The sequence below is a fragment of the Saccharothrix espanaensis DSM 44229 genome (genome assembly GCF_000328705.1).
GTDB lineage: Bacteria > Actinomycetota > Actinomycetes > Mycobacteriales > Pseudonocardiaceae > Actinosynnema > Actinosynnema espanaense.
Window position 1 is genome coordinate 3,943,911 of sequence record NC_019673.1, and the last position, 24,312, is coordinate 3,968,222.

Sequence of the window (24,312 nt, forward strand, 5' to 3'; positions counted from 1 at the left end):
TCCGGGAGGCGTCCTCTGTAGACGAACGGCGGAGGGACCTTGAGCTTTCTCCGGGACGAGATCTTCCGGCCCTACCCCGAGCTGCTGGTGTTCCTGACCGTCGCGCTCGGCTTCCTGCTGGGCCGGATCCGGCGCCGGGCGATCGCGCTGGGCTCGGTCACCGGCTGCCTGCTCGCCGGGCTGGCGCTGGGGTGGCTGTTCGAGGTGCCGGTCAACGGCACGGTGAAGTCGCTGTTCTTCATCATGTTCCTGTTCGCCCTGGGTTACCGCGTGGGCCCGCAGTTCTTCCGGGGCCTGCGCAAGGACGGCCTGCCGCAGGTGCTGCTCGCGGTCGTGGTGTGCGTGGCGGGCCTGCTGGTGTGCTGGCTGTTCGCCGTGCTGCTCGGTTACGGGCCGGGTCTGAGCGCGGGCCTGCTCGGCGGCGCGCTGACCCAGTCGGCGGTGATCGGCGTGGCGGGCGACGCGATCGGCAGCCTGCCGGGCCTGTCCCACGACCAGGTCACCGAGCAGCAGAACCTGGTGGCCATCGGCTACGCGGTCACCTACCCGCTGGGCACGATCCTGTGCGCGATCCTGCTGGCCAACGTCCTGCCCCGGCTGGTCGGGCGGGACCTGGCGAAGGACAGCGCCGAGCTGGCCCGGGAGCTGGACGCGGGCACCGACGACCCGGACGTGGGGGAGGGGTACTACGAGGTGGTGCTGCGGGCGCACACCGTCGCGCACCCGGCCGTGGTCGGCCAGAGCATCGAGGCGTTCGAACGGGCGCAGGCCGAGCGGGGCCGGCGGATCTACCTCACCCGGGTCCGGCGTGACGGCAGGATCCTGCCGCAGGAGCAGGGGATCGTGCTCGCCGAGGGCGACGTGGTCGCGGTCAGCGCGATCCGGGGCGACATCGTCGCCTACGACCCGGAACGCGAGATCGGGCCGGAGGCCGACGACGTCGAGCTGCTCGGCTACCGGACCGAGACCCTGCACGTCGTGGCCGGCGCGAAGGCGCACCTCGGGCAGAGCCTCGCCGAGCTGCGCCGTGAACCGTTCATGGTCGGCGTGTACGTCACCGAGCTGCACCGGTCGGGCGCGAAGTTCCCGCTCCGGCTGTCCACGACGATCGAACGCGGCGACACCCTGCTGCTCACCGGCCCGCAACGGCTCGTCGGGCCGGCCGCCGAGCAGCTCGGCAAGCCGGTGCCGACCAGCTTCGCCACCGACATGACCTGGGTCGGCCTGGGCATCTTCCTGGGCGGCTGCATCGGCATCCCGGCCCTGCACGCGGGCGGCGTGCCGATCAGCCTGTCCACCTCCGGCGGCGCGCTGATCACGGGCCTGGTGTTCGGCTGGTTGCGCGCGAAGCACCCGACCTTCGGCAACGTGCCGGGCGGCGCGCAGTGGTTCATGGACACCCTGGGCCTGTGCCTGTTCGTCGCGGTCGTCGGCATCAACGCCGGGCCGAGCTTCACCAACGGCCTGGCCCAGGCCGGGTGGGGCCTGCTGCTGCTCGGCGCGGTCGCCACGGTCGTGCCGCTGCTGGTCGGGTTCGCGGTCGGGCACTGGGTGCTCGGGATGCGGATGCCGATCCTGGTGGGCGTGCTCGCGGGCGCGCAGACCACCACCGCCGCGATCGGCGCCATCAACGAGTCCGCCAAGAGCCAGATCCCCACGATCGGGTACACGATCCCGTACGCGGTCGGCAACGTGCTGCTGACCATCTGGGGCGCCGTGATCGTCCTGCTGCACCACTGAGATCCCACCCTGAGAACCGAGCCGCACCCGTCGGGGCACAGAGAGGCCGTCGCCATGCCGAAGTCGTCCGTCACCCGGGCCGAGATGCGGGAGCTGGCCGGGCTGAGCCCGTTCGAGCTCAAGGGCGAGTTCATCCGCCTGGCCGAGCACCACCACGACGACCAGCGGGCCCGCTCCGCGCTGCTGATGCTCAACGCCGGGCGCGGCAACCCGAACTGGATCGCCACCGGGCCGCGCGAGGCGTTCTACGCGCTGGGCCACTTCTCGCTGACCGAGAGCCGGCGCGTCTGGACGGCGGACAACCTGGGCGGGATGCCGGCGAAGGCCGGGATCGCCGACCGGTTCGCCGCGTTCGTCAAGGCCCACCCCGACCTGCCCGGCATCGACCTGCTGGAGCGCTCGGTGCGGCTGGGGACCGAGCGGTTCGGCTTCGACCCGGACTCCTGGGTGCACGAGCTGACCGACGGCATCACCGCCGACAACTACCCGACCCCGGACCGGATGCTGGCGCTCACCGAGCAGGTCGCCCGCGCCTACCTGCACCAGGAGCTGTTCGACGGGCGGCCCGCCGACACCGGGCTGAAGCTGTTCGCCACCGAGGGCGGCACCGCCGCCATGTGCTACATCTTCGACTCGCTGATCGCGAACGGCGTGCTGCGCAAGGGCGACCGGATCGCGCTGATGGTGCCGATCTTCACCCCGTACATCGAGATCCCCGACCTGGACGAGTACCAGTTCGACGTGGAGCTGGTGCACGCCGACCTGTTCGTGGAGCAGGGGGTGCGGCAGTGGCGCTACCCGACCGAGGAGGTCGCCAAGCTCGCCGACCCGTCGATCCGGTTGGTGTGCCTGGTGAACCCGAGCAACCCGCCGTCGCTGGCGCTGTCGGACCGGGTGCGCGACCAGATCTCCGGGATCATCGCCAACGACAACCCGGACCTGATCGTGGTGACCGACGACGTCTACGGCACGTTCGTCAACGGCTTCCGCACCATCGCCGCCGACCTGCCGCGCAACAGCCTGCTGGTCTACTCCTACTCCAAGCACTACGGCGCGACCGGCTGGCGGCTGGGCCTGATCGGCCTGCACGACGACAACGTGATCGACGACCTGATCACCCGCCTGCCCGAGGAGGAGCAGGACCGGCTGCGCGCCCGCTACGGCACGTTGTCGCTGCGGCCCGACAAGATCCCGTTCATCGACCGCCTGGTCGCGGACTCCCGGCGGGTCGCGCTCAACCACACCGCCGGGCTCAGCCTGCCCCAACAGGTCCAGCTCGGGCTGTTCTCGCTGTTCGCGATGCAGGACGAGGGCAAGGCGTACAAGGCGCGCGTGCAGGAGATCGTGCGGACCAGGTTGGAGCTGCTGGTCGAGGGCGCGGGCATGAAGATCGCCGACGACCCGCAGCGCGCCGGGTACTACCTGGAGCTGGACCTGCTGGCGGAGGCCGAACGCGTGTACGGCGCGGAGTTCGCGCGGCACCTGGAGGCGACCTACGAGCCGATCGACCCGTTGTTCCGGCTGGCCGAGCACGCCTCCGTGGTGCTGCTCAACGGCGGCGGGTTCGACGGGCCGAAGTGGTCGGTGCGGGTGTCGCTGGCCAACCTGGACGACCTCGACTACCTCAAGATCGGCCACCACCTGCACACCGTGTTCGCCGAGTACCACGACGAGTGGACGTCGGCGTGACCTGACGGGCCACCGGTCGACTGATCGGACGACTCCGGCGTTTCGACGGCCGCCCAACGCATCCCGGTGCGTCGGGCGGCTTTGTCGCGCGTTGTGGCCCTACTGCCGGTGGCGGAGCGCGGGCTCGGCCGTGCGCACCGGATACATGCCGTTCGGAGCCTTCGCAGTCACGATTTCGTCGAGGTTCTGTGCAGGTTCGGCGGTCCGGCCCCAAACCCGCCCGTGAAGTACCGGCGAGTTGTTAATTGAGTTCGTTGCCCGTCAACGTGAGGAGATGTCGTGGGTAGAGCACGACGCTTGGGGGCTGTGTTCGCCTCACTCGTGGTCGTCGCGGCCTCGGCGGTGGTCGCCGTCACGGCCGCCACGGCCGCGCCGCAGGTGCACCGCGTGCTCGACCCGGGATCGGTCCGGGAGTCCGTCGAGTACCTGACCGACACCTACGGCGTGTCGAAACAGGAAGCCCTGCGCCGCCTGCAACTCCAGGACGACGCCACGCGCCTGGACGAGGCGCTGAGCCGTGATGCCGGTGCCACCTACGGCGGCATGTGGCTCGACCACGCCGCCGGCGGCGTGCTGGTCGTCGCGATGACCCGGCCGGCCGACGCCGACAAGTACCTGAAGGCGGTGCCGGACCGGGAGAACGTCCGCACCAAGGCGGTGCGGTACTCCCTGGCCGACCTGAACGCCGCGCGCGACCGGATCGCCACCAAGGTCGGGGCGGGCTCGGACGCGGTCTACCTGCCCGCGGTCAGCGAGTCCGACAACCAGGTCGTGGTGTGGGAACGCGGCTGGGTCGCCGCCGAGAAGCAGGGCCGGGTCGGTGCCGCCGCCGTCGAGGCCGACAGCGCCCGGTCCGCCGTCGCGGCCGAGCCCGCGGGCCTGGTCGCCACCCGCACCCTGGTCAAGCCGGAGCCGATGGCCACGCCCAACGTGGACTGGGGCTTCTGCCACCCGCTGTACTGCACGAACCACGGGCCGATGCGCGGCGGCCTGCGGCTGGACATGCAGCGCGACGCCCAGCCGGGCCAGACCCCGACGTGGGGCGGCTGCACGGCCGGGTTCAACCTGCGCTCGACCGGCGGCGGCTTCCCCGGCGTGCCGTGGGTGCTGACGGCGGGCCACTGCATGGCCACCAAGACCAACAACACGCCGACCCAGCACAACGGGACGAGCGTGCTCAGGCAGCACGGCATCGAGAAGAACTCCTACCCGTACGACTACGCGGCGCTCCAGTACGTCGACACCGCGACCGCGACCACGTGGCTGGGCAGCCACACCGGCCGCAACCGGGTGCTCAAGTACTGCCGCAACGGCGGCGCGGACAGCAACGCCGACACGCCGTGCGGCGAGCAGGCCACCACGGCCGACGAGTTCATCACCGGCACGCACGCGTTGGCCGAGATCAAGGCCGGCTGGGTCGTGTGCGCCACCGGGTCCGGCTCCAACGTGGTGAACTACCCGGCCTCGCACGACAGCGGCGCGGGCACCGGCTACCTGGTCGGCACGCGCTGCGGCCGGGTGCTGTCCACCGACGTCGGCATCAACACCGACCTGTGCGCCCGCCCCGGTGACAGCGGCGGACCGCTGTTCAGCCAGGTCGACCACACCGCCCTGGGCATCCTCGAAGGCAGTCAGCAGTCCCGCGGCGGCGCGTGCTGGGCGGGCGAGCTGAACAACTACGTGCCCATCGAGACCATCATCACCGACCTGAACCAGCGCATCGCCGGACAGGGCACGGTGTTCTCGGTGATCACCACGCCCAACGGCTGACCCGGGCGACCACCCCGGACCGTCGACCCGGACGGCGGACCAGCGCTTCGGCGATGGCCCGCTGGACCGGGTCGACGGCGGTCCTGCCGTCCTCCACGTCCCACAGGGTGTTCTGCAGGACGCGGCCCAACGTCCACGCGGTGGCCTGGGCGCGGTCCAGCTCCAGGGTTTCGGTCAGGTGGTCGAAGCGGCGCAGGACGGCGCGCTGCGGTTCGACCAGGTGCTCCCACCGGTTGTCCAGCGCGGGCTGGAGGTCGAACCCGGGGTGGCCGGCCAACGGCTCGGGGTCGATCGCCAGCCACGGTTCCCGTTGCGCGGCAAGGACGTTGTCGTAGTGCAGGTCCCAGTGCAACAACCGGTCGCCGGGCTCGTCGAGCACCTCGGCGACGGCCGCCGCGCACGAGCGCACCAGCTCGCGGTCGGCCGGGTCGGCGAGGACGGGCAGCGCGGCCGGGACGTCGGCCAGCATCGCGGCGGCCACGTCGACTAGCCGGCGCATCCCGGCGGGCGCGGGCACCGACGTCAGCCGGCGGAGCAGCCCGGCCAGGACGGCCACCGCCTCGTCGTCGTCCTCGACGGTCGACAGCGGACGGGTGGCGTCGAGGCGTTCGAGCAGCGCGGACCCGCTGCGCGGGTCGTGGTCGAGCAGGCGGACGATCCCGTCGCCGCGCCAGGTCTCCAGGCCGGCGGCGGTGCCCGCCGACTCCGCGGTGACGGGCTGGAGCCGCAGCACGGCGGCCGTGCCGTCGGCCCGGGTGACCGGCAGGACCAGCGACGCCATGCCGTGCCGGGTGGAACCGTCCGGGCGCAGGTCCCAGCGGTCGAGCAGGTCGTCGGCCAGGCGCGGCAGCGCGGCCAGCCAAGCCCGGCCGGCGGGGTTGTCGTGCGAGGTGCGCAGCACGTCGGGGATGTCGAGGTGCACGGGGTGGTTCTCCTTCGTGGGCGGTCGGATCGACTGCGGGTGACGAAGGAGGCGAAGGCGGTGCCCGTCGGCCGGGCAGGCGTCATTGCACGATCCCACCGTACCCGCTCGGGACTCCGGTCTGCCGGCGCTGAGAACCGGCGCTGAGGACCGGCGCCGGCCCGCGAGCGAGACGCCTCGGTCGCTCGGGCCCGCGACGCGCCCGCCGGTCGCTACGGTGGCCGGATGAGCGGTGCGCCGGGTCGGGTGATCTTCCTCAACGGGACGTCGAGCGCGGGCAAGACCAGCCTGGCGCGGGCCATCCAGGACGAGAGCGGCACCCCGTTCGTCTACTGGGGCGTCGACACGCTGTTCGGCCTGGTGCCACCGAACTGGGGCGGCGGGCGGGACGGTCCGCTCAGCCACGACGGCTTCCGGTACGACCGGACCGGCCGGGACGCGGACGGGCAGCCGACCGTGGTCATCCGCTACGGCGAGGTCGGCCGCCGGATGCTGCGGTCCGCGCGGGCCGCGGCCGTCGCGTTCGCGCACGGCGGCGACGACCTGGTGATCGACGAACTGCTGCTGACCCCGGACCTGATGCCGGAGTGGCTCGCCGCGCTGTCGGGCCTCGACGTGCTCCTGGTGGGCGTCACCTGCCCGCTGGAGGTCGCCGAACGCCGCGAACGCGTCCGCGCCCACCCGATCGGCCTGGCCCGCGGCCACTTCCACGCGGTGCACGACCACGGCACCGCCTATGACCTGACCGTCGACACCACCACGGCAACACCCGCCGAGCTGGCCAGGGCGGTCCTGGCCCGGTGATCGCGCGCGGGCCCCGGCCGCGCTGGAACGTTCCGGCGGGGACAGGGCCATCGTGCGGCGTGGCGCGTGACGGGGCCACCGGGTTCGCCGCCGGGCCGTCCCTCCGCTCGATCCGCGAAAGGACGGCCCGGCCGGCTCACCCCAGCCCGGCTTGCACGGGAGTCCCGGATTCCGCGAGTCCGGCCAGCGCCTGCGGCAGCGGCCCGCGGTGCAGCACCCCGAGGCGTTGGGTGGCGCGGGTGAGGGCCACGTACAGCTCGGCCGCGCCGCGCGGGCCCTCGGCGAGGATCCGCTCCGGCTCCACCACCAGGACGGCGTCGTACTCCAGGCCCTTGGTCTCCGACGCGGGCACCGTGCCCGGCACCCCCGGCGGACCGATCACCACGCTGGTGCCCTCGCGGCCGGCCTCGTCCCGCACGAACTCCTCGATCGCGGCGGCCGTCCCGTCCTCGGTGACCAGCCGCGACCACGGCTGGACGCCGCACGCGCGGACCGACTCCGGCGGCTGGACCCCCGGCGCGAACTCGGCGAGCAGCGCGGCGGCCACGGCCATGATCTCCGCGGGCGTGCGGTAGTTGACCGTCAGCGACCGGTACACCCAGCGGTCGGGCACGTACCGGTCCAGCACCGCGCCCCACGACGTCGCGCCCGCCGGCGACCGGCGTTGCGCGAGGTCGCCGACCACCGTGAACGACCGGCCCGGACAGCGCCGCATGAGCACCCGCCAGTCCATCTCGGACAGTTCCTGGGCCTCGTCGACCACGACGTGCCGGTAGGTCCAGTCGCGGTCCGCGGTGGCGCGCTCGACCAGGTCCCGGGTGTCGCTCTCGACGAACCGGTCGGCCAGGTCCTCGGCGAAGAGCAGGTCCGTGGCGTACAGGTGGTCCTCGTCGTCCATCGAGTCCTGCCGGCCGACCAAGCCGTCCAGCACGCCGGCGGCGAACTCGGCCTGCGCCTTGCGCTCCCGCTCGGCCGCCCGGTCGTCGGCCTTGTCCCGCCCGAGCAGGTCGACCAGCTCGTCCAGCAGCGGCGCGTCCGAGACCGTCCACGCCTCGCCGTCGGCCCGCCCCAGCGCCGGGTCCGCGCCGGCCGCGCGCAGCCGCGCGGGGGAGGAGTAGAGCTGCGCCAGCAGCTCCTGCGGCGTCAGCACCGGCCAGAGCTCGTCCAGCGCGGCGGTGAACACCTCGTCGTCCGCCAGCTCCTTGAGCAGGTCGCCGCGCACGCGCTCCCAGGTGTCGCGGTCCGACCGCTTCAACCACCCCCGGCCGATCCGGCCGATCGCCCGCTCGGTGAGCACGTAGGTGACGATCTCGGTGAACACCGCGCGCGCCTCGTTGTGCGGCTGCCCGCTCTTGCGCGCCTCGTCGCGTGCCCACTCCGCGGTCTCGGCGTCGATCCGCACCGTGACGCCGCCCAGCGTGATCGGCAACGGGTCGTCGGGCAGGGTCTGCCGGTCGGCGATCGCCGCCGCCAGCACGTCGAGGATCTTCAGCGAGCCCTTGAGCCGGACGGCCTCCGGACCGTCCTCGGCGGTCACCCGCAGACCGGGTACGAAGCCGCCGGTGGTCGTGAACACCACGTCCGACTCGCCCAGCGACGGCAGGACGCGGCCGATGTGGTTGAGGAACGCCGGGTTGGGCCCGACCACGAGCACGCCGTGCCGCTCCATCCGCTCGCGCTGGGTGTAGAGCAGGTACGCGACGCGGTGCAGGGCCACCACGGTCTTCCCGGTGCCGGGACCGCCCTCGATCACCACCACGCCGGGGTGGTCGAGCCGGATGATCCGGTCCTGCTCGGCCTGGATGGTCGCGACGATGTCGCGCATGCCCTCGCCGCGCGGCGCGTTGACCGCCGCGAGCAGCGCCGCGTCACCGCGCTCGCCGGCGTCCGGGCGGCCGAGCACCTCGTCGGTGAAGTCGGCCACCTGGCGGCCGCGGGTGTGGAACTGGCGGCGGCGGCGCATGTTCTCCGGGTGCGCGGCGGTGGCGGTGTAGAACGGGCGGGACGCCGGGGCGCGCCAGTCCAGCAGCACCGGCTCGTACTCGTCCCGCTCGTCGAACAGGCCGATCCGGCCGATGTAGGAGTGGTCACCGGACAGGGTGTCCAAGCGGCCGAAGCACAGCCCGTTGTCGGCGACCTCCAGCCGCCGCACCTGCTTGGCCGACGCGCGCACCTGGTCGTCCCGCTCCATCGGGGTCCCGCCGGTGCCCGCCAGCGCGGCGGTGAACTCGGCCTTCACCCGCGCGCGCTCGGCGTCCAGCCGCTCGTACAACCCGGCCACGTAGTCCCGCTCGGACCGCAGTTCCTCGTCGTACCCCTGAGTTGACACATGCCCCTCGCAGCGTTTAATCTGGAATTACGTTCGGCGGGTACTCCAGTGGCTGGTGGAGGACACGCCGACTTTTTATTTTCCACCTCGTGTCAAGTTCCCCCGCGCTGGGCGAAGGAGCAGGCCCCGGCCGTGAGGCCGGTCCGAGGTGCTCCTACAACGGGTCGAGGGTCGCGCGCGTCCGGTGCGTCGACGGTGGTGCTCGCACTGCACATCTCCTGTTTTTCGACGGGTTCGGCTTCGGCGTGCGATTCTGCGGCACGACCCGGGTCTTGCCGCAAGCCCCCCGGTGCGCTATATGTTGATAGTGGAAAGGTGCGGGTAGCCCCCTTTTCCCTCTCGCCGGGCATCGGCTGGTGCGCTCGCGGCCGTCCTCGGCGCCCATCGCGCTCTCATGGTCGCCGTCCGACGCCCGGTGCGCTCGGCGGCGGCGTCATTCACGATCGTCCGCTTTACGAACGTTGTGCCGGTGAACTCCGGTTCACAGAAGACGTCGGTACGGCCCTGCGGATCATCACCCGCTCGGCGGGGTCACCATTCCTGCGGCCGACTCCCACCGGCGCGGGCGTTCGGCGGCGTCACGGGTGCTTGGGGGGCTCCTCCAACACCATTGTGGTCCGAGCGGGTGAGGTCTGTGGACGACCTGGGACCGGCGCGGGTGATAGCGCAGACTGGCGCGCATGGTCGACCAGCCGGGCGTGCGCAACGAGCTGCACGGACAGCCGCACGGACCGACGGTGCAGGCCGGTTCGATCGGGAACCTGTGGCTGACCTCGGGTGAGCGCGCGGGCGAGCGTCCCGCCGACCTGTTCGCCGCTGCCGCCTCCCGCGCCCGCGAGTTCGTGCTCGCCGCGCACGACCTGCCCGGCGCGGTCGCCCTCGACCAGCTCACCGAGGACGTGCGGGACCTGGCGCGGGCCCAGCCACGGGTCTCGCCGGACCAGGTGCTGGCGCACGTCGTGCAGGCGCAGCGGGCGGCGTTCGCGCTGCTCGACACCTGCCGCAACCCCGGCGTCCGGCGACGGCTGTACTTCCTGGCGGGGATCGTCGGCGCGATGCTCGCCCGCGCGGCGCACGAGTGCGGCGACCCCCGGGGCGCCGGGCTGCACGCCCGGGTCGCGTTCCAGTGCGCCGAGCACGCCGACCACGACGGCCTGCGGGCCCGCGTCCGCGCCCTCCAGGCGGCGGTCGCGTACTGGTGCGGCCGGCCGCACGAGGCGTTGCGCCACGCCCGTTCCGGCGCGGTGTTCGCCGAGCGGGCCGGCAGCACGATGGCCGCGCGGCTCCCGGTCAGCGAGGCGCGGGCGTGGGCGGTGCTCGGCGACGTGCGGCGCACCTTGGACGCCCTGCGCCGCGCCGAGCGGGCCTGGGAGCGGGTGCGGCCCGACGAGCTGGACGAGTTCGGCGGCGTGTGCGCGTTCACCTGGTCGCGGCACCTGCACTTCGCCGCCAACGCGCTGACCTGGCTGACCGGCGAGGCGGTCGCGGTCGAGCGGTACGCCACCGCCGCCGTCGCCGCGTACGGGGACCGCTCGACCGCCGAGTGGGCGTTCGGGTCGCACGCCGGCGCGCACACCGACCTGGCCATCGCCCGCCTGCGCCGCCATGACCTGCCCGGTGCGGCCGAAGCGCTCGCGCCCGTGCTCGACCTCCCGCCCCCGTTGCGGATCAGCACGATCGTCCTCGCCGTGCGGCGCGTGCGCCAACACCTGCCGGCCGCGCGCAGCGACCTGCACGAACGGGTCGCCACCTTCGCCCGCACCCCGCTCGACGCGCTCTCGTCCTGACCTCGGTGGGGTCGACGTCACTTCCGGCAACACGTTCGGACGCCCGTGCCCCTGGCGTTCCCGTGCGGCATGGCTCTCGGCGTGGCGGCACGCCGGCAGCGCGCCGAACAACCCTCTCACGTCGCCCAACTGGCCGTGCCAGACTGCTGGACACTGGCGCGATAACAGCCACAATGCGCCGACGGCTTTGGGTCCTGGCCCGCAACCGGCCCGTTCGCCGCGCTCGTGGCGGGGCGGCAGAAGGTCTACGGCGTCAGTACGCGCTGATCTCGTGCGCAGTCCAGATCGCCGCGGCCTGCTCGTGCGAGTTGACGCCCTGGAAGAACGCGTCGGACAGCTCGTCGAAGTCCGGGTTGTCGAGGCCGACGAGATCGAGGAACCTGGGGCGGTGGATGGCGAACGAGGTCGTCTCGGTCAGCGGCACGTACGGGACAGCCACCCTCATCGTGACGGGGGAGGGGCCGTAGAGGACGGCCTCGACGACAAGCGCGTCCACCTTGCCGTCGTCGGAGTGCAGGAAGGTGTCGATGACGATCACCGCGCGGACCGCGTCGTTCTCGTTGCTGTACAACGCGTCCTGCGCGGCCCGAGCCGCTTCGCCCAAGTCGTCCAACAGGTAGCGGCTCAACGTCCGCTCCCCGTCCGCCGTCTGGTGGGCCAGGATCGGGATCAGCGTCTCCCCCTCGGACACGGACCAGACACCGTGGGCGGCGATGTGCCCCGCCATCATCGCGGTTTCGATCATGCCGGCGAGTATTCCACCCCGACCACACCGCTCGGGCCACGTTCGACAATTCCGAAGGCCCGCAAGCCCTCTGTATCGAACGGGCGCGTCCACGACATCGGTTCGGCGGCGTCGCCCCGATATGGCGTCGGGTCGGCGCTAGTCCCACTCCTCGTCGTCGTCGGGCAGGTCACCGGTGCGCCACAACCGGATCAGGCAACACTCGACGCCGTCGCCCTCACGTCCCTGGAACCCGACGTCGAGGACGTAGTACCCAGGCCCCTCGGGCAGTTCTCCGTCGATTGCGGCGCCGGTGGGGGAGCCGAGCACGAACGTACCGCTCGGAAACTCCACGGTGAACACCCGCGCCGGCGACCCACCGACCGTCACGGGCTCGCCGGACCACACCTCGATATCCACCGTGACCGGCACCAGATCCTGGACGCACTGGACGAACAGCTCGTAGTCGCTGGCCGCCACGACATCGGCGTACGACCGGCGCAACGCGTCCTCGGTGCCCACCCCGGCGTCGTTGTCGATGTCCCGCAACGTGATCAGGCGGTACGCGGGCCTGCTGACCAGCCGGTGGTGCCCGATCCTGGTCACTGAGCCGGATTCGGTCACAGCACAAGCTTAAACGCCCACGACCGCCACGCCGTCACCGGTTGCCCGGGTAGTTCAAGGGCCCGGCGACCGATGCGGCCTTGTCCGCCGCCGCTCGCAGCCACGGCTCGGCGGAAGCGTCCTGGGTGAGGTTGATGTAGAGCGACGCGGTGTGGATCAGGTACCGGTGGCTGCGGCTGGTGAAGCCGCTCTGCACCGCGGCGTCGGTGTCGCCGCCGGTGCCGCAGATCCGGGAGCCGGGATCGGTGGTCGGGCACAGGATGCCCCACGACCCTGAGCGGTACGCGTCGTAGGCGGTCGTCGCCGTCTGCTTGTCCGCCATGGGAACCACCCACACCATGACGACGATCTGGTCCGACGCGTCGACGTAGGTCGCGGCCAGTGCGTCACGGCAACCGGACTCGACCAGGATGCTCCGCACCTCGTCGCTCAGGTGGTCGGTGACGCAGGCGCGGGTGCTGGCGTTGGTCAAGTTGTACTTGACTTCCTTGGCATCCACGAACGACTCCGGCAGCAGACCCGCCGACGTCAGCGGGGTGCGGTCGGTGGACTCGCGGTCCAAGTCGGTCGGGTCGAACGCCGGCGTAGTGGTGGTGGTCTCGGTGGTGGTCGAGTAGTCCTGTGTCGTCCGGTAGTCCTGGGACGTGGCGGACGAACCACTCCCACCGCCGCCCCTGATGGCGTTGGCGACTCCATCGATGATCTGCCCACGAAACAGGAACAACCCCGCAACAACCACAAGCACCACCGCCCCCACCACCTTCCCCGCAACCCCCTTGCCAACCGGTGGAATCGCCGGAACCGCAACACCTCGGCTCGCTCCCTCCACCTCCAACTTCCTCGTCGCCTTCCGCAGCGGCAGGGAAATCGGACCGGTCGGCGATCCCAGCAACGCCCGTGCCCCGACGATCGACGGTCGCCGCGCCGGATCCCGGTCCAACAGTGCCGCGATCAGCGGTGCGAGCGGCCCGGCGCGGGTCGGCGACGGCGTCGGCTCCAGCAGTACGGCGGTGAGCGTGGCCGTCGGCGTATCCCGCCGAAACGGTGACAACCCCTCGACAGCTTGGAACAGCGTCACCCCGAGCGAGTACAGATCACTTGCCGGCAACCCGTCCTGGCCGTTGAGCCGCTCCGGGGCCATGTACTCCACCGAGCCGATCAACGTCCCCGTGCCGGTGATGGACGTGTCGGCGGAATGCACCGCGATGCCGAAGTCCGTCAACAGCGCGTCCCCACGGTCGTTGAGCAACACGTTCGCGGGCTTGACATCCCGATGCACGATCCCGGCGGCGTGAGCAGCTTCGAGGGCGTTGAGCAGGTCACCGGCCACCTTGGTCGCCGAGTCGCCTCCTAACGCACCCTTTTCCAGCCGTCGCTCCAACGACTCACCCGTGACCAGGCGCATCACGATCCACGGCACGCCGTCCTCGGTCACGACGTCGTGCACAGCCACGATGTTCGGGTGGTCGCGCAGCGCGGCGGCGTTGCGCGCCTCACGCCGTGCACGAGCCAACCGCTCATCCCTCTCGACGGCCGACATCCCAGGAGACAGCCACACCTCCTTGACCGCGACGTCGAGCTGAAGCACCTCATCCCGAGCCCGCCACACCCGCCCCATGCCACCGAAGTCCAGTGCCTCGACAAGCCGATGGCGTCCGCCGACCAACTGCCCCACGTCCGCCATGTCCCCCACCGAGATGCCCGCCCCAACCCACCCCGACGAACGCTACGGACCACCCCACCCCTGCGCACCCCTTATGACCGCTACCGGCCATCACTTTCGACGGCGGCGGCGCACGAAGACCGGCGCACGCCGGCGAGTTCCACTGACCGTCCGGCTGGTTTTCAGGTAGATGGATCGCCGGGTGCGCAGTCGTCAGTCGTCCGAGCGAATCTGACACTGCAATATTGACAGTGTCCGATCCAAGGTGCAGCATTGCTCCTGTGAGTGACGAGCTGTGGACCATCGAACAGCTCCCGGAGCGGGTCGCCGCGCTGCTGGCCGAGAACTACGACGGGCAGCGCAACGGCCGGGTGCGGGAGCTGCCGAACGGGCGCGCCATCCGGTGGTACACCACCATCGGCCTGGTCGACCGGCCTGCTGCCCATCGGGGGAGAACCGCCCTCTACGGGCGCAGACACCTGCTCCAGATCGTCGCGGTGAAGAAGCTCCAGGCCTCCGGACACTCGTTGGCCGAGATCCAACTGGTGATGATGGGCGCGACGGACGCGAAGCTCGCGGAGCTGGCCGGCGCGCCGATCCGGACGGAGGGCTTCTGGCGGGAACGGGCGGTCGCCCCGGCCCCGCCGGAGCCCGCCGGCACCGGCCGTGACACTGTCAGGGTCGTGCCGACCGTCCGGTTGAACGACAGTGTCACGGTCGTGCTCGACGCCGCCGAGCGGGTCCCCGACGCCGAGGAGCTGGCCGAGATCGAAGCCGCCGCGGCACCCCTGCTCGACCTGCTCGCCCGCCTGGGCCTGGCCCCGACCACTGGAGAGGACGACCAATGACCACCCCCATCGAGGTGCTCGCCGCCGGGCCCGACGCCGGGCCCGACGCCGGCGACGACGGCCTCGGCTGCCTGCGCACCGACCGCGGCAACCTGCCGCTGGAAGCAGTCGACGTCCGCGCCTCGATCACCGGGCTGGCCTCGCTGACGACGATCACCCAGACCTTCCACAACCCGCACGCCGAGCCGCTGGAGGCGACCTACATCTTCCCGCTGCCGTCCCGCTCCGCGGTGACGGCGCTGCGGATGGAGGCCGACGACCGCGTGGTCGACGGCGTGCTCAAGGAGCGCGGCGAGGCGCGGGCCGAGTACGACCAGGCCATCGCCGGCGGCAAGCGGGCGGCCATCGCCGAGGAGGAGCGGCCGGGCGTGTTCACCACCCGGGTCGGCAACGTCCTGCCCGGCGAGCGGGTCACCGTCCGGCTGACGCTGGCCGGCGCGCTGGCCTACGAGGACGACGCGGCCACCTACCGGCTGCCGCTGGTCGTCGCACCCCGCTACATCCCCGGCGCACCGCTGGCGGGCGGGCAGGTCGGGGACGGCGTGGCCGCCGACACCGACGCGGTGCCGGACGCGTCCCGGATCAGCCCGCCGGTGCTGCTACCGGGGTTCCCCAACCCGGTGCGGCTCTCGGTCGTGGTCGAGGTCGACACCGCGGGCCTGCCGGCGGCGACCCCGTCGGCGAGCCTGCACGCGACCGTGACCGAGCGGACCTCACGCGGGTTCCGGGTGACGGTCGAACCCGGCGCGCGGGTGGACCGCGACTTCCTGCTGCGGCTGGCGTTCGCCGACACCGGAGTGGTGCGCACCGCGCTCGCCGTCCGGCCGGACGAGGGCGGCGCAACCGGGACGTTCGCGCTGACCGTGCTGCCGCCCCGCGCCGAGACCGCCGCGCGCGGCCGGGACGTCGTGCTGGTGCTCGACCGCTCGGGATCCATGCACGGCTGGAAGATGGTGGCCGCGCGGCGGGCGGCCGGCCGGATCGTGGACAGCCTGACGACCGGTGACCGGTTCGCCGTCCTGGCGTTCGACAACGTGGTGGACACGCCGACCGCGCTGCCGGCGGGCCTGGTCGAGGCGACCGACCGGCACCGCTACCGCGCCGTGGAGTTCCTGTCCGGGCTCGACGCCCGGGGCGGCACCGAGATGCTCGCGCCGCTGCGCCGCGCCGGCGAGCTGCTCGGCCACGACGGCGACCGGGAGCGCGTCCTGGTCCTGGTCACCGACGGCCAGGTCGGTGACGAGGACCGGCTGCTGCGCGAACTCGCGACCCCGTTGGCCGGGGTTCGGGTGCACACGGTCGGCATCGACCGGGCGGTCAACGAGGCGTTCCTCCAGCGGCTGGCCGGCACCGCCGGCCGGTTCGAGCTGGTCGAGTCGGAGGACCGGCTCGACGACGCCCTGCGCGGCATCCACCGGCGCATCGGCTCGCCGGTGCTGACCGGCCTGGCGGTGCTCGCCGAGGGGCTCGACGTCGAATCACTCGCGCCGGCCCCGCTGCCGGACCTGTTCCACGGCGCGCCGGTGGTGGTCACCGGGCGGTACCGGGGACGGCTGGACGGGGTCGACCTGTCCGGTGACGGCGGGTGGCGGCAGCGGGTCGAGGCCGTGTCGAGCGACAACCCCGGCCTGCCGGCGCTGTGGGCGCGGGCGCGCGTGCGCGACCTGGAAGACCGGTACGTCGTGGGCGTAGGCGACCTGGCGGAGCTGGAACGCCGGATCGTGGCGACGTCCCTGGAGTTCGGGGTGCTGTCGCGGTTCACCGCGTTCGTGGCGGTCGACTCGCGGGTGGTGAACGAGTCCGGGGAGGTCCACCGGGTGACCCAGCCGGTGGAATCGCCCTCGGGCTGGGAGGCCGCCCCGTTCGCCGGCGGTGGCGGCTTCGGTGCCGCGCCCGCCGCCGCACCGGGACGGCCGGCCGCCGCGCCTCGCCGGGCGCGGGCGTCCTACGACGCCTTGGCCATGCCCGAGATGGCCGTTCCCGCGCCGAAGCTCGCCGCCACCGGGCCATCACGGCCGGCGATGCCCGCACCCCGCCCCGTGCCGCCGCCCGCCCCGTCGCCCGCACCGCCTTCCGGACCCCCGGCCGCACCGCCCTCCGGGACGCCGGTCGCACCGCCTTCTGCACCGTCCCCGTTGCCGCACCCCGTGCCGCAGCCGGCACCGCACCCCGTGCCGGCGGCACCAGCGGTCACGGTGGCCCAGTTCGTGGTGCGGGAGCTTGAGGTGCTGCGCGCGACCGAGTTGGGGGCTGCACAGGCCGCTCTGGGCCGCTTGGCCAGTGAGATCACCCGCCTGGCGCCGGGATGGACCGCCGCTGGGGAGTCCGCGCAGCAGGTGAGCGCGCTGACCGATCTCGCGGCGGTGTTGGCGTCGGTGCCGGCTGGGGGATCGGCTGAGGGGTCGACTGGGGGATCGGCTGGGGACGAGGCCGAGTTCGCGCGGCGGTTGGCGGAGGCGATCAACACCTTGGAGGGGCTTGCCACGCCCCGGAAGCGGGTGCCGTTCTGGAAACGTCGCTGATCCTGAGTGACGTACGACACTTCGTCACAGAGGGCCTCCGACCAGGGGGCGGGCTTACCGGAATGGGTGAATGCTTAGGCTGTTGTCGCATGTCATGCCGCGTTAGCTACTCGAAGTGGCGAAATTCCTCCCTGATCATTACTCCGTTGTGCCACTATTAGCCTGTTCGTGCGGACGAGGGGCCGCTGAACGTGACTCGGCGCAGTGTGCTGAGTCGGTTGTGAAGGCTAGGCAGATCCTCAGGGGGAGGAAGATCGCTATGTCTACGACTACTGAGCGGGAATTCCTGGGCGAAGAGGCTCCCGAGGGTGGGGTGGCGCCGCTGAACGCGTCGCCGAACGCCCGGACGGACAGCCAGGAGAGCAAGCTCGACCAGGACAAACACGAGCACACGCACGAGAACGGCGAATTGAGCCCGCTGTGCTCGGGCAACGGCTGCGTGCAAACGCCGCCGAAGCCCTGACCAGCAGCACCTGATCGCCACGCCCGTCGGCCGGACCCTCGGCCGGCGGGCTTTGTTCGGTTGCGTTCTGTGATGTCATAGGTAGGTGCCTGTGACCGTTATTCGCGATGAGGCCGTAGTCGTCCGTGAGGTGCGCGAGTTGCACCGCAGTGGGGTCGACGCGTCGTGCGCCGGTCAACACCGCGAGGCGGTGCGTGATCTGCGGCGGGGGTTGAGCCTCGCCGACGCGATCAATCCGGCCGATCCGGGAATCCGGGCCGACTGGCTGGTGGCGCGAATCCGGTTGTCGTCCACGCTGGCCGCGCTCACCGCCGAGACCGCCGGCCCCGCCGCCGGGCTCGCCGGGCTGGACGAGGTGCGCCGGCTGATCGACCAGGTGACCGACCCGCTGCTCAGCGCCGAACTGTGCGGGAGCGTCGAGCACAACCGGGGCCTGCTGCTGCTCAACGCCGGACGCACCGAAGAGGGCATCGCCGTCCTGGACGGCGCGCTCGACCACGAGGAACGCCGGCTGGCCGCCGGGACGCCCGAGCCCCGGCTGGTCGAGCCGATCGTGAAGACGCTGTGGAGCCGGGGCACCGCGCACACCAAGCTCGGCTCGGTCGCGCAGGCCCGCCAGGACCTGACCCGCGCCGAATCGCTGGCCACCGAGCACGGCCTGACCTCGCGGGCGGCCGACGCGAGCCACGCCCTGGGCCGGCTGGACCTGCGCGTCGGCGACGTGCCGGCGGCGTTGCGGCGCTACGAGAGCAGCGAGCGCGCCTACCGGGCGCAGGACCTCGACGTCCCCGTGCTGCTCGGCCTGCACCGGGCGCAGGCGTTGATGGCCGCCGGTCTCGCCGACGAGGCGGGCAACCAGCTCGACACCGTGCTCCCGGCCTTGCGCGCCGAGGAGAGCATCACCCGCGACCTGGCCGACGTCGAGCTGTACCGGGCCGTCGCGGCGTACATGACCGGCGAGTTCGACCTGGCGCGGGCCATGGCGGCGTCGGCGTGGCAGCGGATGCGCCGGTGGGGGTGCGAGACGTGCGTCGCGAACGCCACCCTGGTCGCGCTGCGCGTCGACACGGCGGTGGCGCTGGCCGCCGACGAAACGTTCGAAGGCGAAGCGCTTGTAGGTGAAGCGCTCGGAGACGGGACTTGCGAGGGCGAGTCCCGGTCGGAGGGCGGGGACGCCGGCGGGGCGGGTGAGGCGCCCTGGGTTGTGTCGCGGCGGGTGTTGGCTCGGCGGGCGTTGGACTTCGCGGACGGGCTGGCGTTGCCGCGGTTGGCCGAGCAGGCGGCGTTGGCGCGGATGTTGGCCGTGCGGCTGGAGATCCGGCGCGGGGCGCTCGACGCGGCCGAGCGGATCCTGGCCGGTGTGCCCAGGACGGGGCGGTTGACGCCGATCGAGCACCGGATGTTGCGCCGGTTGTGCCGGGCCGAGTTGGCGGTGGCGCGGGGGCGGACCGCCGCGGCGCTGGCCGAGATCCGGGCCGGGCTGACCGACCTCGACCACGTGCGCGACCGGATGGGCGGCCTGGAGCTGCTGTCCGGCACCGCGCTGCACGGCCGGGACCTGTCCGACCTCGCCGTGCACCTGGTGCTCTCCGGCGGCAATCCCCGGCGGCTGTTCGCGTGGCTGGAGCGCACCCGCGCGCAGACCTACCGCTACGAGCCGCTGACCCGGTTCGACAACCCGGAGCTGGCCGAGCGGATCGCCGAGATCCGCACCCTCACCCAGTCGATCCACCAGGCCAAGCACGAGGGTCACCCGACCACCGCGCTGCGCGCCCGCCGCGCCGAGCGGATGCGGGAGGCCAACCGGCTGGGCTGGCACACCGGCCGGTGGGGGCGGTCGCGTCCGGTCGCCGCGTTGGCCGAGGTGATGGCGCAGCTGGGCGACCGCGCCCTGGTCAGCTTCGCCTGCTCGGAGGCGGGCCTGGTGGCGGTCGTCGTGGTCGGCTCCGAGGTGCGGCTGGCCCGGCTGGGGTCGGCCGACCGCGCCGGGGAGGCCGCCCGGATGCTCAACGCCGACCTCAACGCGCTGGCCCCGGACCACCTGCCCCGGCAGCTGTCCGACGTGCTGGCGGCGTCGGCCCGCAAGCAGGCCGAGCTGATCAACGAGCAGGTGGTCCGGCCGCTGGTGGAGCTGGTCGGCGACCGCGACCTGGTGATCGTCCCGACCGGCGCGCTCTACGCGGTCCCGTGGGGCGTGCTGCCCTCACTGCACGGCCGGCCGACGGTGGTCGCGCCGTCGGCCACCGCGTGGCTGGCGGCCGATCGCGCCGTACGCCGGCCGGACGGCCGCACCGTGCTGGCCCGCGGTCCCGACCTGCCGGCCGCCGTGGGCGAGATCGACAAGCTCGGCGCGAACTACGCCACCGCCACCCTGCTGTCCGACGACCGCGCGACGGTCGCCGCCGTGCTGGACGCCTTGGACGGCGCGGAGATCGCCCACCTGGCCGCGCACGGTGTGCACGAGCCGGAGAACGCTCTGTTCTCCCGGCTGGAACTGGTCGACGGCCCGCTGTACGCGCACGAGGTGGCGGGCTTGGCCAACCCGCCGCGCCAGGTCGTCCTGGCCTCCTGCGAACTGGCGCTCAGCCGCATCCGTCCCGGCGACGAGCCGCTGGGCTTCGCCAGCGCCCTGCTGGCCAGCGGGTCGCACATGGTGGTGGCGCCGCTGAGCCGGGTCGGGGACCAGGCGTGCGCCGCGGCGATGGACGACTACCACCGCCACCTGGCCGCCGGTGCCGAGCCGGCGGTGGCGTTGGCCGACGCGATCGCCGTCGACCCGTTGCGCCGCCCGTTCGTCTGCCTGGGCAGCGGTCGCCGCTGACGGGAACCCCGCAGGCGACTGTCCAGGATGGACTGTCGTGGGTGGCCGGTCAGCGGGGTGGTTCGGCGAGTTGGCGGCGGACGTTGTCGGCGTCGGCCGTGCGCTGTTGGGACTGGTAGAGGGCGAGGGCTTCCTGCCACGCGGCGCGGGCCGCGGTGGCGTCGCCCCGGGCGGCGTGGGTTTGGGCCAGGCGGTTGAGGGTGCTGGCGATTTCGTAGGTGTCGCCCTGTTCCCGGTACAGGGTGACGGCTTCGCTGTAGTGGGCGATGGCGTCGTCGTAGCGGGCGGTGTGGTGGTGGACGTAGCCGAGGCTGTCCAGGGTGTTGGCCTGGCCGTCGCGGTTGTCGTGCTTGCGGTGCAGGGCCAGGGCGGCTTCGCAGTGTTCGCGCGCCTGCTCGAAATCGCCCATCCTGGCCTGGTACCAGCCGACCTGGTTGAGCGTGATCGCCTGGCCGATCGGGTCGTCCATCCGCTCGTGCAGCGCCAGCGCGTGGAACGCGTGCTCCAGCGCCTGCTGGTTGCCGCCGCGCATCTCCCACGCCCACGCCAGCGCCCAGTGCGTCACGGCCTGCTGGACGGGGTCCTGGTCGGTCAGTTCGAGCGCGGCGTGCAGGTGGCGCAGCGCCTCGTCGTGCCGTTCGGTCACCGAGTACTCGCGGCCCAGGTGGCGGTGTGCCTGGATCCGCGCCGTCGGGTCGGCGAGGTGTTCGGTGGCGGTGAGGGTGGACTGCCACACGGTGATCTGGTCCGCCGAACGGCCCGTGCGCTTGTGGAACGTCGACAGCGCCCACGCCAGGTGCCACACCGCCAGGTGCCGGCCCTCGGCGGCGGCCGTCTGCTGCGCCGCCAGCAGGCACGCGTGCTCCGCCTCGAACCACGCCAGGGCGGCGTTGTCGTCGGCCAACGACACGGGCACGCAATCGGGCGCGGCGTCTTCCAAGCGCACCGGGTTGCGGTGCGGGTCCAGCACCACGTCGCCCGCGTGCGCGGTGTGCAGGTAGAAGTCGACCGCACGGCGCAGCGCGGCGGAGCGCTCGTCGGCGGACAGGTGCTCGTTCGCGCGTTCGGCTGCGTAGGCGCGGACCAGGTCGTGCATCCGGTACCGGCCCGCGCTGTCCAGGTCGACCAGCGACGCCTGGTGCAGCCCGCGCAGCGCCGCGGCGGCCCGCCCCGTGGGCAGCCCGGTCAAGCTCGCCGCCGCGCGCAGGTCGGTGGTCGGTCCCGGCGCGATGCCCAGCAGCGCGAACACCGCGGCCTGCTCTGCGGTCAGCGCCCGGTAGGACCAGCGCAGCACGTCGGGCAGGCTGGCCGCCGGGTCGCCGTCGTCCAGCGCGGTCAGGCCCAGGTCGCGCAGCTCGGCCGCGGCGGCGGCGAGGCTCGCGCCGGGGGTCGACCGCGCCCGGCCGGCGATGATGCCCAGCGCCAGCGGGAACCCGCCGCAGCGGGCGATCAGCTCGGCGACCGCCTCGGGTTCGGCGTCGACCCGGTCCGCGCCCAGGCGTCGCACCAACAGCGCCCGCGCCTCGGCCGCGGTCAGCACGTCCAGCGGCACCGGGCGCGCGCCGTGCCGGGTGACCAGGCCGGGCAGCCTGCTGCGGCTGGTCACCAGCACCGTGCACGACCGGGTGCCGGGCAGCAGCGGGACGACCTGGCCGGTGTCGGCGGCGTTGTCCACCACCAGCAGCATCCGGCGGTCGGCGACGGTCGTGCGGAACAGCGCGGTCTGCGCGTGCGGCTCGACCGGGATGCGGTCGCGGTCCACGCCCAGCGCCTCCAGGAAGCCGCGCACGGCCGTCGCCGGGTCGACCTGGTCGGCGCGCGGGCCGAACCCGCGCAGGTCGACGAACAGCTGCCCGTCCGGGAAGCGGTGCGCGTTGTGGTGCGCCCAGTGCAGGGCCAGCCACGTCTTGCCGATGCCGCCGACGCCGGCGATGGAGGAGATCACCGCCGTGCCGTCCAGCTCGTCCAGCCGGGCCAGCTCGTCGCGGCGGCCGACGAACGGTTCCGGCGCGGCGGGCAGCTGCCGGGGCACGCCGGCGCCCGGCGCGGGCTCGGGGTCCAGCCCCGGGTCGGCGGCCAGGACGCGGCGGTGCAGTTCGCGCAGGGGCTCGCCGGGGTCCGCGCCGAGCTGGTCGCGCAGCCCGAGCCGGACCCGCTGGAAGTGCTCCAGCGCGTCGGCGGACCGCCCGGCCCGGTACAGCGCGAGCAGGTACTGGCCGGCCAGCCGCTCGTCGAGCGGGTGCGCGGCGACCAGCCCGGCGAGGTCCGCCACCAGCCCCTCGCCCCGGCCTTGGCGCAGCCGGTCGTCCACCAGGTCCAGTTCGGCGCCCAGCAGCTCTTGGCGCAGCAGTTCCCGCTCGGTGCGCGCCCAGTCGCTGTCCAGCCCGGTCAGCGGTTCGCCGTGGCGCAGCGCCAGGGCCCCGGCGACGTCACCGGCCCGGACCAGCGCCCGGAACCGGTGCAGGTCCACGTCCTCGCGGGGCACGTCGAGCAGGTACCCGCCGGAGCGCCACACGATGGGGGCCTCGGGCAGCGCGGCCCGCAGGCGGGAGATGTAGCTGGACAGGGTGGCGCGGGCGCGCGGCGGCGGTTCGCTGCCCCAGACCCGTTCGACGATCCGCCCGACCGGCACCACCCGCCCGACGTCCACGGCGAGCGCCGCCAGCACGCACCGCTGCATCGACGGCCCCAGGTCGACCGGCCCACCGGTCGAGCGGGCCGCCACCTCACCGAGCAGACAGAACTCCACCACACCTCCGCAGCGACTCCGGACCATTGTCCTCGCCGCCGCGGCCGCCCCCCGCCGCCCCGGCGGTGCGCCCGGTCCGGTCAGGGCGCGTACTGGGTCAGCACGACCACCTCGGACTCGTCGTGCGGAAGGTACTTCACCCGTACGACAGCGCCGGGCTGGAGCTGCCCGATGGCGCCGGCGGGCAGCGCCTTCTGCTGGGTCACGTCGAACATCGCCCGGTCCGGCCGGGTGACCCGCAGCGTCAGGGTCACCATCGACCGGTCGTGCCGCACCTCGCCGGTGGGCACCATGGCCAGCACCACGGCCTGCGCGTCGACACCGGCGCGGGAGATGTGCAGTTGCTGCGGCGTGACCAGGCCCTGGGCCAGCTGGACCTGGTCCAGCGCGGCCTGGAGCTCGCCCGGCGAGGCGTCGGTGGCCAGCGCGGCGCGGCCGTCGGGCAGGTAGCGGACCGGCAGCGTCGCGCCGACCCGCACCACCGCCAGGTCGGTCAGGTCGACCAGCTGGCGGGCGGTGCCGGCCAGCACGTGGCCGTCCGGGGTGTCGATCTCCAGCCGGATGTCCAGTTGCGGCTGGTCGTTGACGGTCAGCCCGGTGCGGGTCACGCCGACCACCCGGCCGATGCCGATCGGCGCGCCGTGGAACGTCCTGTGCACGCCGCCGGTCAGCGACATGCCGCTGGTCATCCGGGCGACGGAGAACAGCGTCGGCACCGCGGAGATCAGCAGCATCGGGCCCGCCATCCAGCCGTTGAGCCAGGGGAGCTCGTCGGCGGAGGTCAGCCCGTTGGCGACGTAGGCGGCGGTGAGGACGAGGCTGATCAGGAGCACGACCCAGGCGATGACCTTCATGGC

The 24,312-nt window shown here is 72.9% G+C and carries 16 protein-coding genes; 9 read left to right on the forward strand and 7 right to left on the reverse strand.

Features of this window, described 5'->3' with window-relative positions; all coding sequences use genetic code 11:
* The first annotated feature begins 39 nt into the window (after nucleotides 1-39).
* The 3 genes from aspT (at nucleotide 40) to BN6_RS17585 (ending at nucleotide 5,199) form a co-directional block, all read left to right on the forward strand.
* Complete coding sequence (aspT, locus tag BN6_RS17575) at nucleotides 40-1,740, forward strand: aspartate-alanine antiporter (RefSeq protein WP_015101035.1); 1,701 nt, start codon at nucleotides 40-42, stop codon at nucleotides 1,738-1,740.
* 54 nt (nucleotides 1,741-1,794) lie between these two features.
* On the forward strand, nucleotides 1,795-3,429 hold the full coding sequence (locus BN6_RS17580) for a bifunctional aspartate transaminase/aspartate 4-decarboxylase (RefSeq protein WP_015101036.1): 1,635 nt from the start codon (nucleotides 1,795-1,797) through the stop codon (nucleotides 3,427-3,429).
* Between the two features lie 306 nt (nucleotides 3,430-3,735).
* Nucleotides 3,736-5,199: a S1 family peptidase gene (locus BN6_RS17585; RefSeq protein WP_231905324.1), complete on the forward strand. Its 1,464-nt coding sequence runs from the start codon at nucleotides 3,736-3,738 to the stop codon at nucleotides 5,197-5,199.
* Here BN6_RS17585 and BN6_RS17590 read toward each other — a convergent pair.
* Nucleotides 5,180-6,121 carry an aminoglycoside phosphotransferase family protein gene (locus BN6_RS17590; RefSeq protein ID WP_015101038.1) on the reverse strand — a complete coding sequence of 314 codons (942 nt, stop codon included), beginning with the start codon at nucleotides 6,119-6,121 and terminating at the stop codon, nucleotides 5,180-5,182. The two genes, BN6_RS17585 and BN6_RS17590, sit on opposite strands and share 20 nt — an antisense overlap.
* A 225-nt stretch (nucleotides 6,122-6,346) precedes the next feature.
* Between BN6_RS17590 and BN6_RS17595 the strand changes: the two genes are divergently transcribed.
* Nucleotides 6,347-6,925: a chloramphenicol phosphotransferase CPT family protein gene (locus BN6_RS17595; protein WP_041313072.1), complete on the forward strand. Its 579-nt coding sequence runs from the start codon at nucleotides 6,347-6,349 to the stop codon at nucleotides 6,923-6,925.
* Between the two features lie 136 nt (nucleotides 6,926-7,061).
* Here the strand turns inward: BN6_RS17595 and helR are convergent, their stop codons facing one another.
* Nucleotides 7,062-9,254, reverse strand: coding sequence for an RNA polymerase recycling motor ATPase HelR (helR, locus tag BN6_RS17600; RefSeq protein WP_015101040.1), 2,193 nt, complete (start codon nucleotides 9,252-9,254; stop codon nucleotides 7,062-7,064).
* Nucleotides 9,255-9,934: 680 nt separating this feature from the next.
* On the opposite strand from helR, the gene BN6_RS17605 reads away from it, so the two are divergent.
* Complete coding sequence (locus BN6_RS17605; RefSeq protein WP_015101041.1) at nucleotides 9,935-11,041, forward strand: hypothetical protein; 1,107 nt, start codon at nucleotides 9,935-9,937, stop codon at nucleotides 11,039-11,041.
* A gap of 253 nt (nucleotides 11,042-11,294) precedes the next feature.
* Here BN6_RS17605 and BN6_RS17610 read toward each other — a convergent pair whose 3' ends face one another.
* The 3 genes from BN6_RS17610 to BN6_RS42070 all read right to left on the reverse strand — a co-directional run bounded on the left by BN6_RS17610 (nucleotide 11,295) and on the right by BN6_RS42070 (nucleotide 14,073).
* Nucleotides 11,295-11,786 (reverse strand): hypothetical protein, encoded by a 492-nt coding sequence (locus BN6_RS17610; RefSeq protein ID WP_041313075.1) that lies wholly within the window; start codon nucleotides 11,784-11,786, stop codon nucleotides 11,295-11,297.
* Nucleotides 11,787-11,924: 138 nt separating this feature from the next.
* Entirely contained in the window at nucleotides 11,925-12,389 is a 465-nt protein-coding gene (locus BN6_RS17615; protein WP_015101043.1) for a hypothetical protein, read from the reverse strand.
* A gap of 34 nt (nucleotides 12,390-12,423) precedes the next feature.
* Nucleotides 12,424-14,073: a serine/threonine-protein kinase gene (locus BN6_RS42070; protein WP_084672687.1), complete on the reverse strand. Its 1,650-nt coding sequence runs from the start codon at nucleotides 14,071-14,073 to the stop codon at nucleotides 12,424-12,426.
* 260 nt (nucleotides 14,074-14,333) lie between these two features.
* Between BN6_RS42070 and BN6_RS17625 the strand changes: the two genes are divergently transcribed.
* The 4 genes from BN6_RS17625 to BN6_RS17640 all read left to right on the forward strand — a co-directional run bounded on the left by BN6_RS17625 (nucleotide 14,334) and on the right by BN6_RS17640 (nucleotide 20,706).
* Entirely contained in the window at nucleotides 14,334-14,900 is a 567-nt protein-coding gene (locus BN6_RS17625; RefSeq protein WP_041313080.1) for a MerR family transcriptional regulator, read from the forward strand.
* Entirely contained in the window at nucleotides 14,897-17,422 is a 2,526-nt protein-coding gene (locus tag BN6_RS17630) for a VIT domain-containing protein (protein WP_015101046.1), read from the forward strand. Before BN6_RS17625 ends, BN6_RS17630 begins: the two co-directional genes overlap by 4 nt.
* Nucleotides 17,423-17,681: 259 nt before the next feature.
* Nucleotides 17,682-17,885, forward strand: a complete 204-nt coding sequence (locus BN6_RS17635; protein WP_015101047.1) for a hypothetical protein — start codon at nucleotides 17,682-17,684, stop codon at nucleotides 17,883-17,885.
* Nucleotides 17,886-18,015: 130 nt separating this feature from the next.
* Complete coding sequence (locus BN6_RS17640) at nucleotides 18,016-20,706, forward strand: CHAT domain-containing protein (protein ID WP_231905325.1); 2,691 nt, start codon at nucleotides 18,016-18,018, stop codon at nucleotides 20,704-20,706.
* Between the two features lie 49 nt (nucleotides 20,707-20,755).
* Here BN6_RS17640 and BN6_RS17645 read toward each other — a convergent pair whose 3' ends face one another.
* Nucleotides 20,756-23,455, reverse strand: coding sequence for an AfsR/SARP family transcriptional regulator (locus BN6_RS17645; protein ID WP_331712638.1), 2,700 nt, complete (start codon nucleotides 23,453-23,455; stop codon nucleotides 20,756-20,758).
* 80 nt (nucleotides 23,456-23,535) lie between these two features.
* On the reverse strand, nucleotides 23,536-24,309 hold the full coding sequence (locus BN6_RS17650; protein ID WP_015101050.1) for a hypothetical protein: 774 nt from the start codon (nucleotides 24,307-24,309) through the stop codon (nucleotides 23,536-23,538).
* Nucleotides 24,310-24,312: the final 3 nt, after the last annotated feature.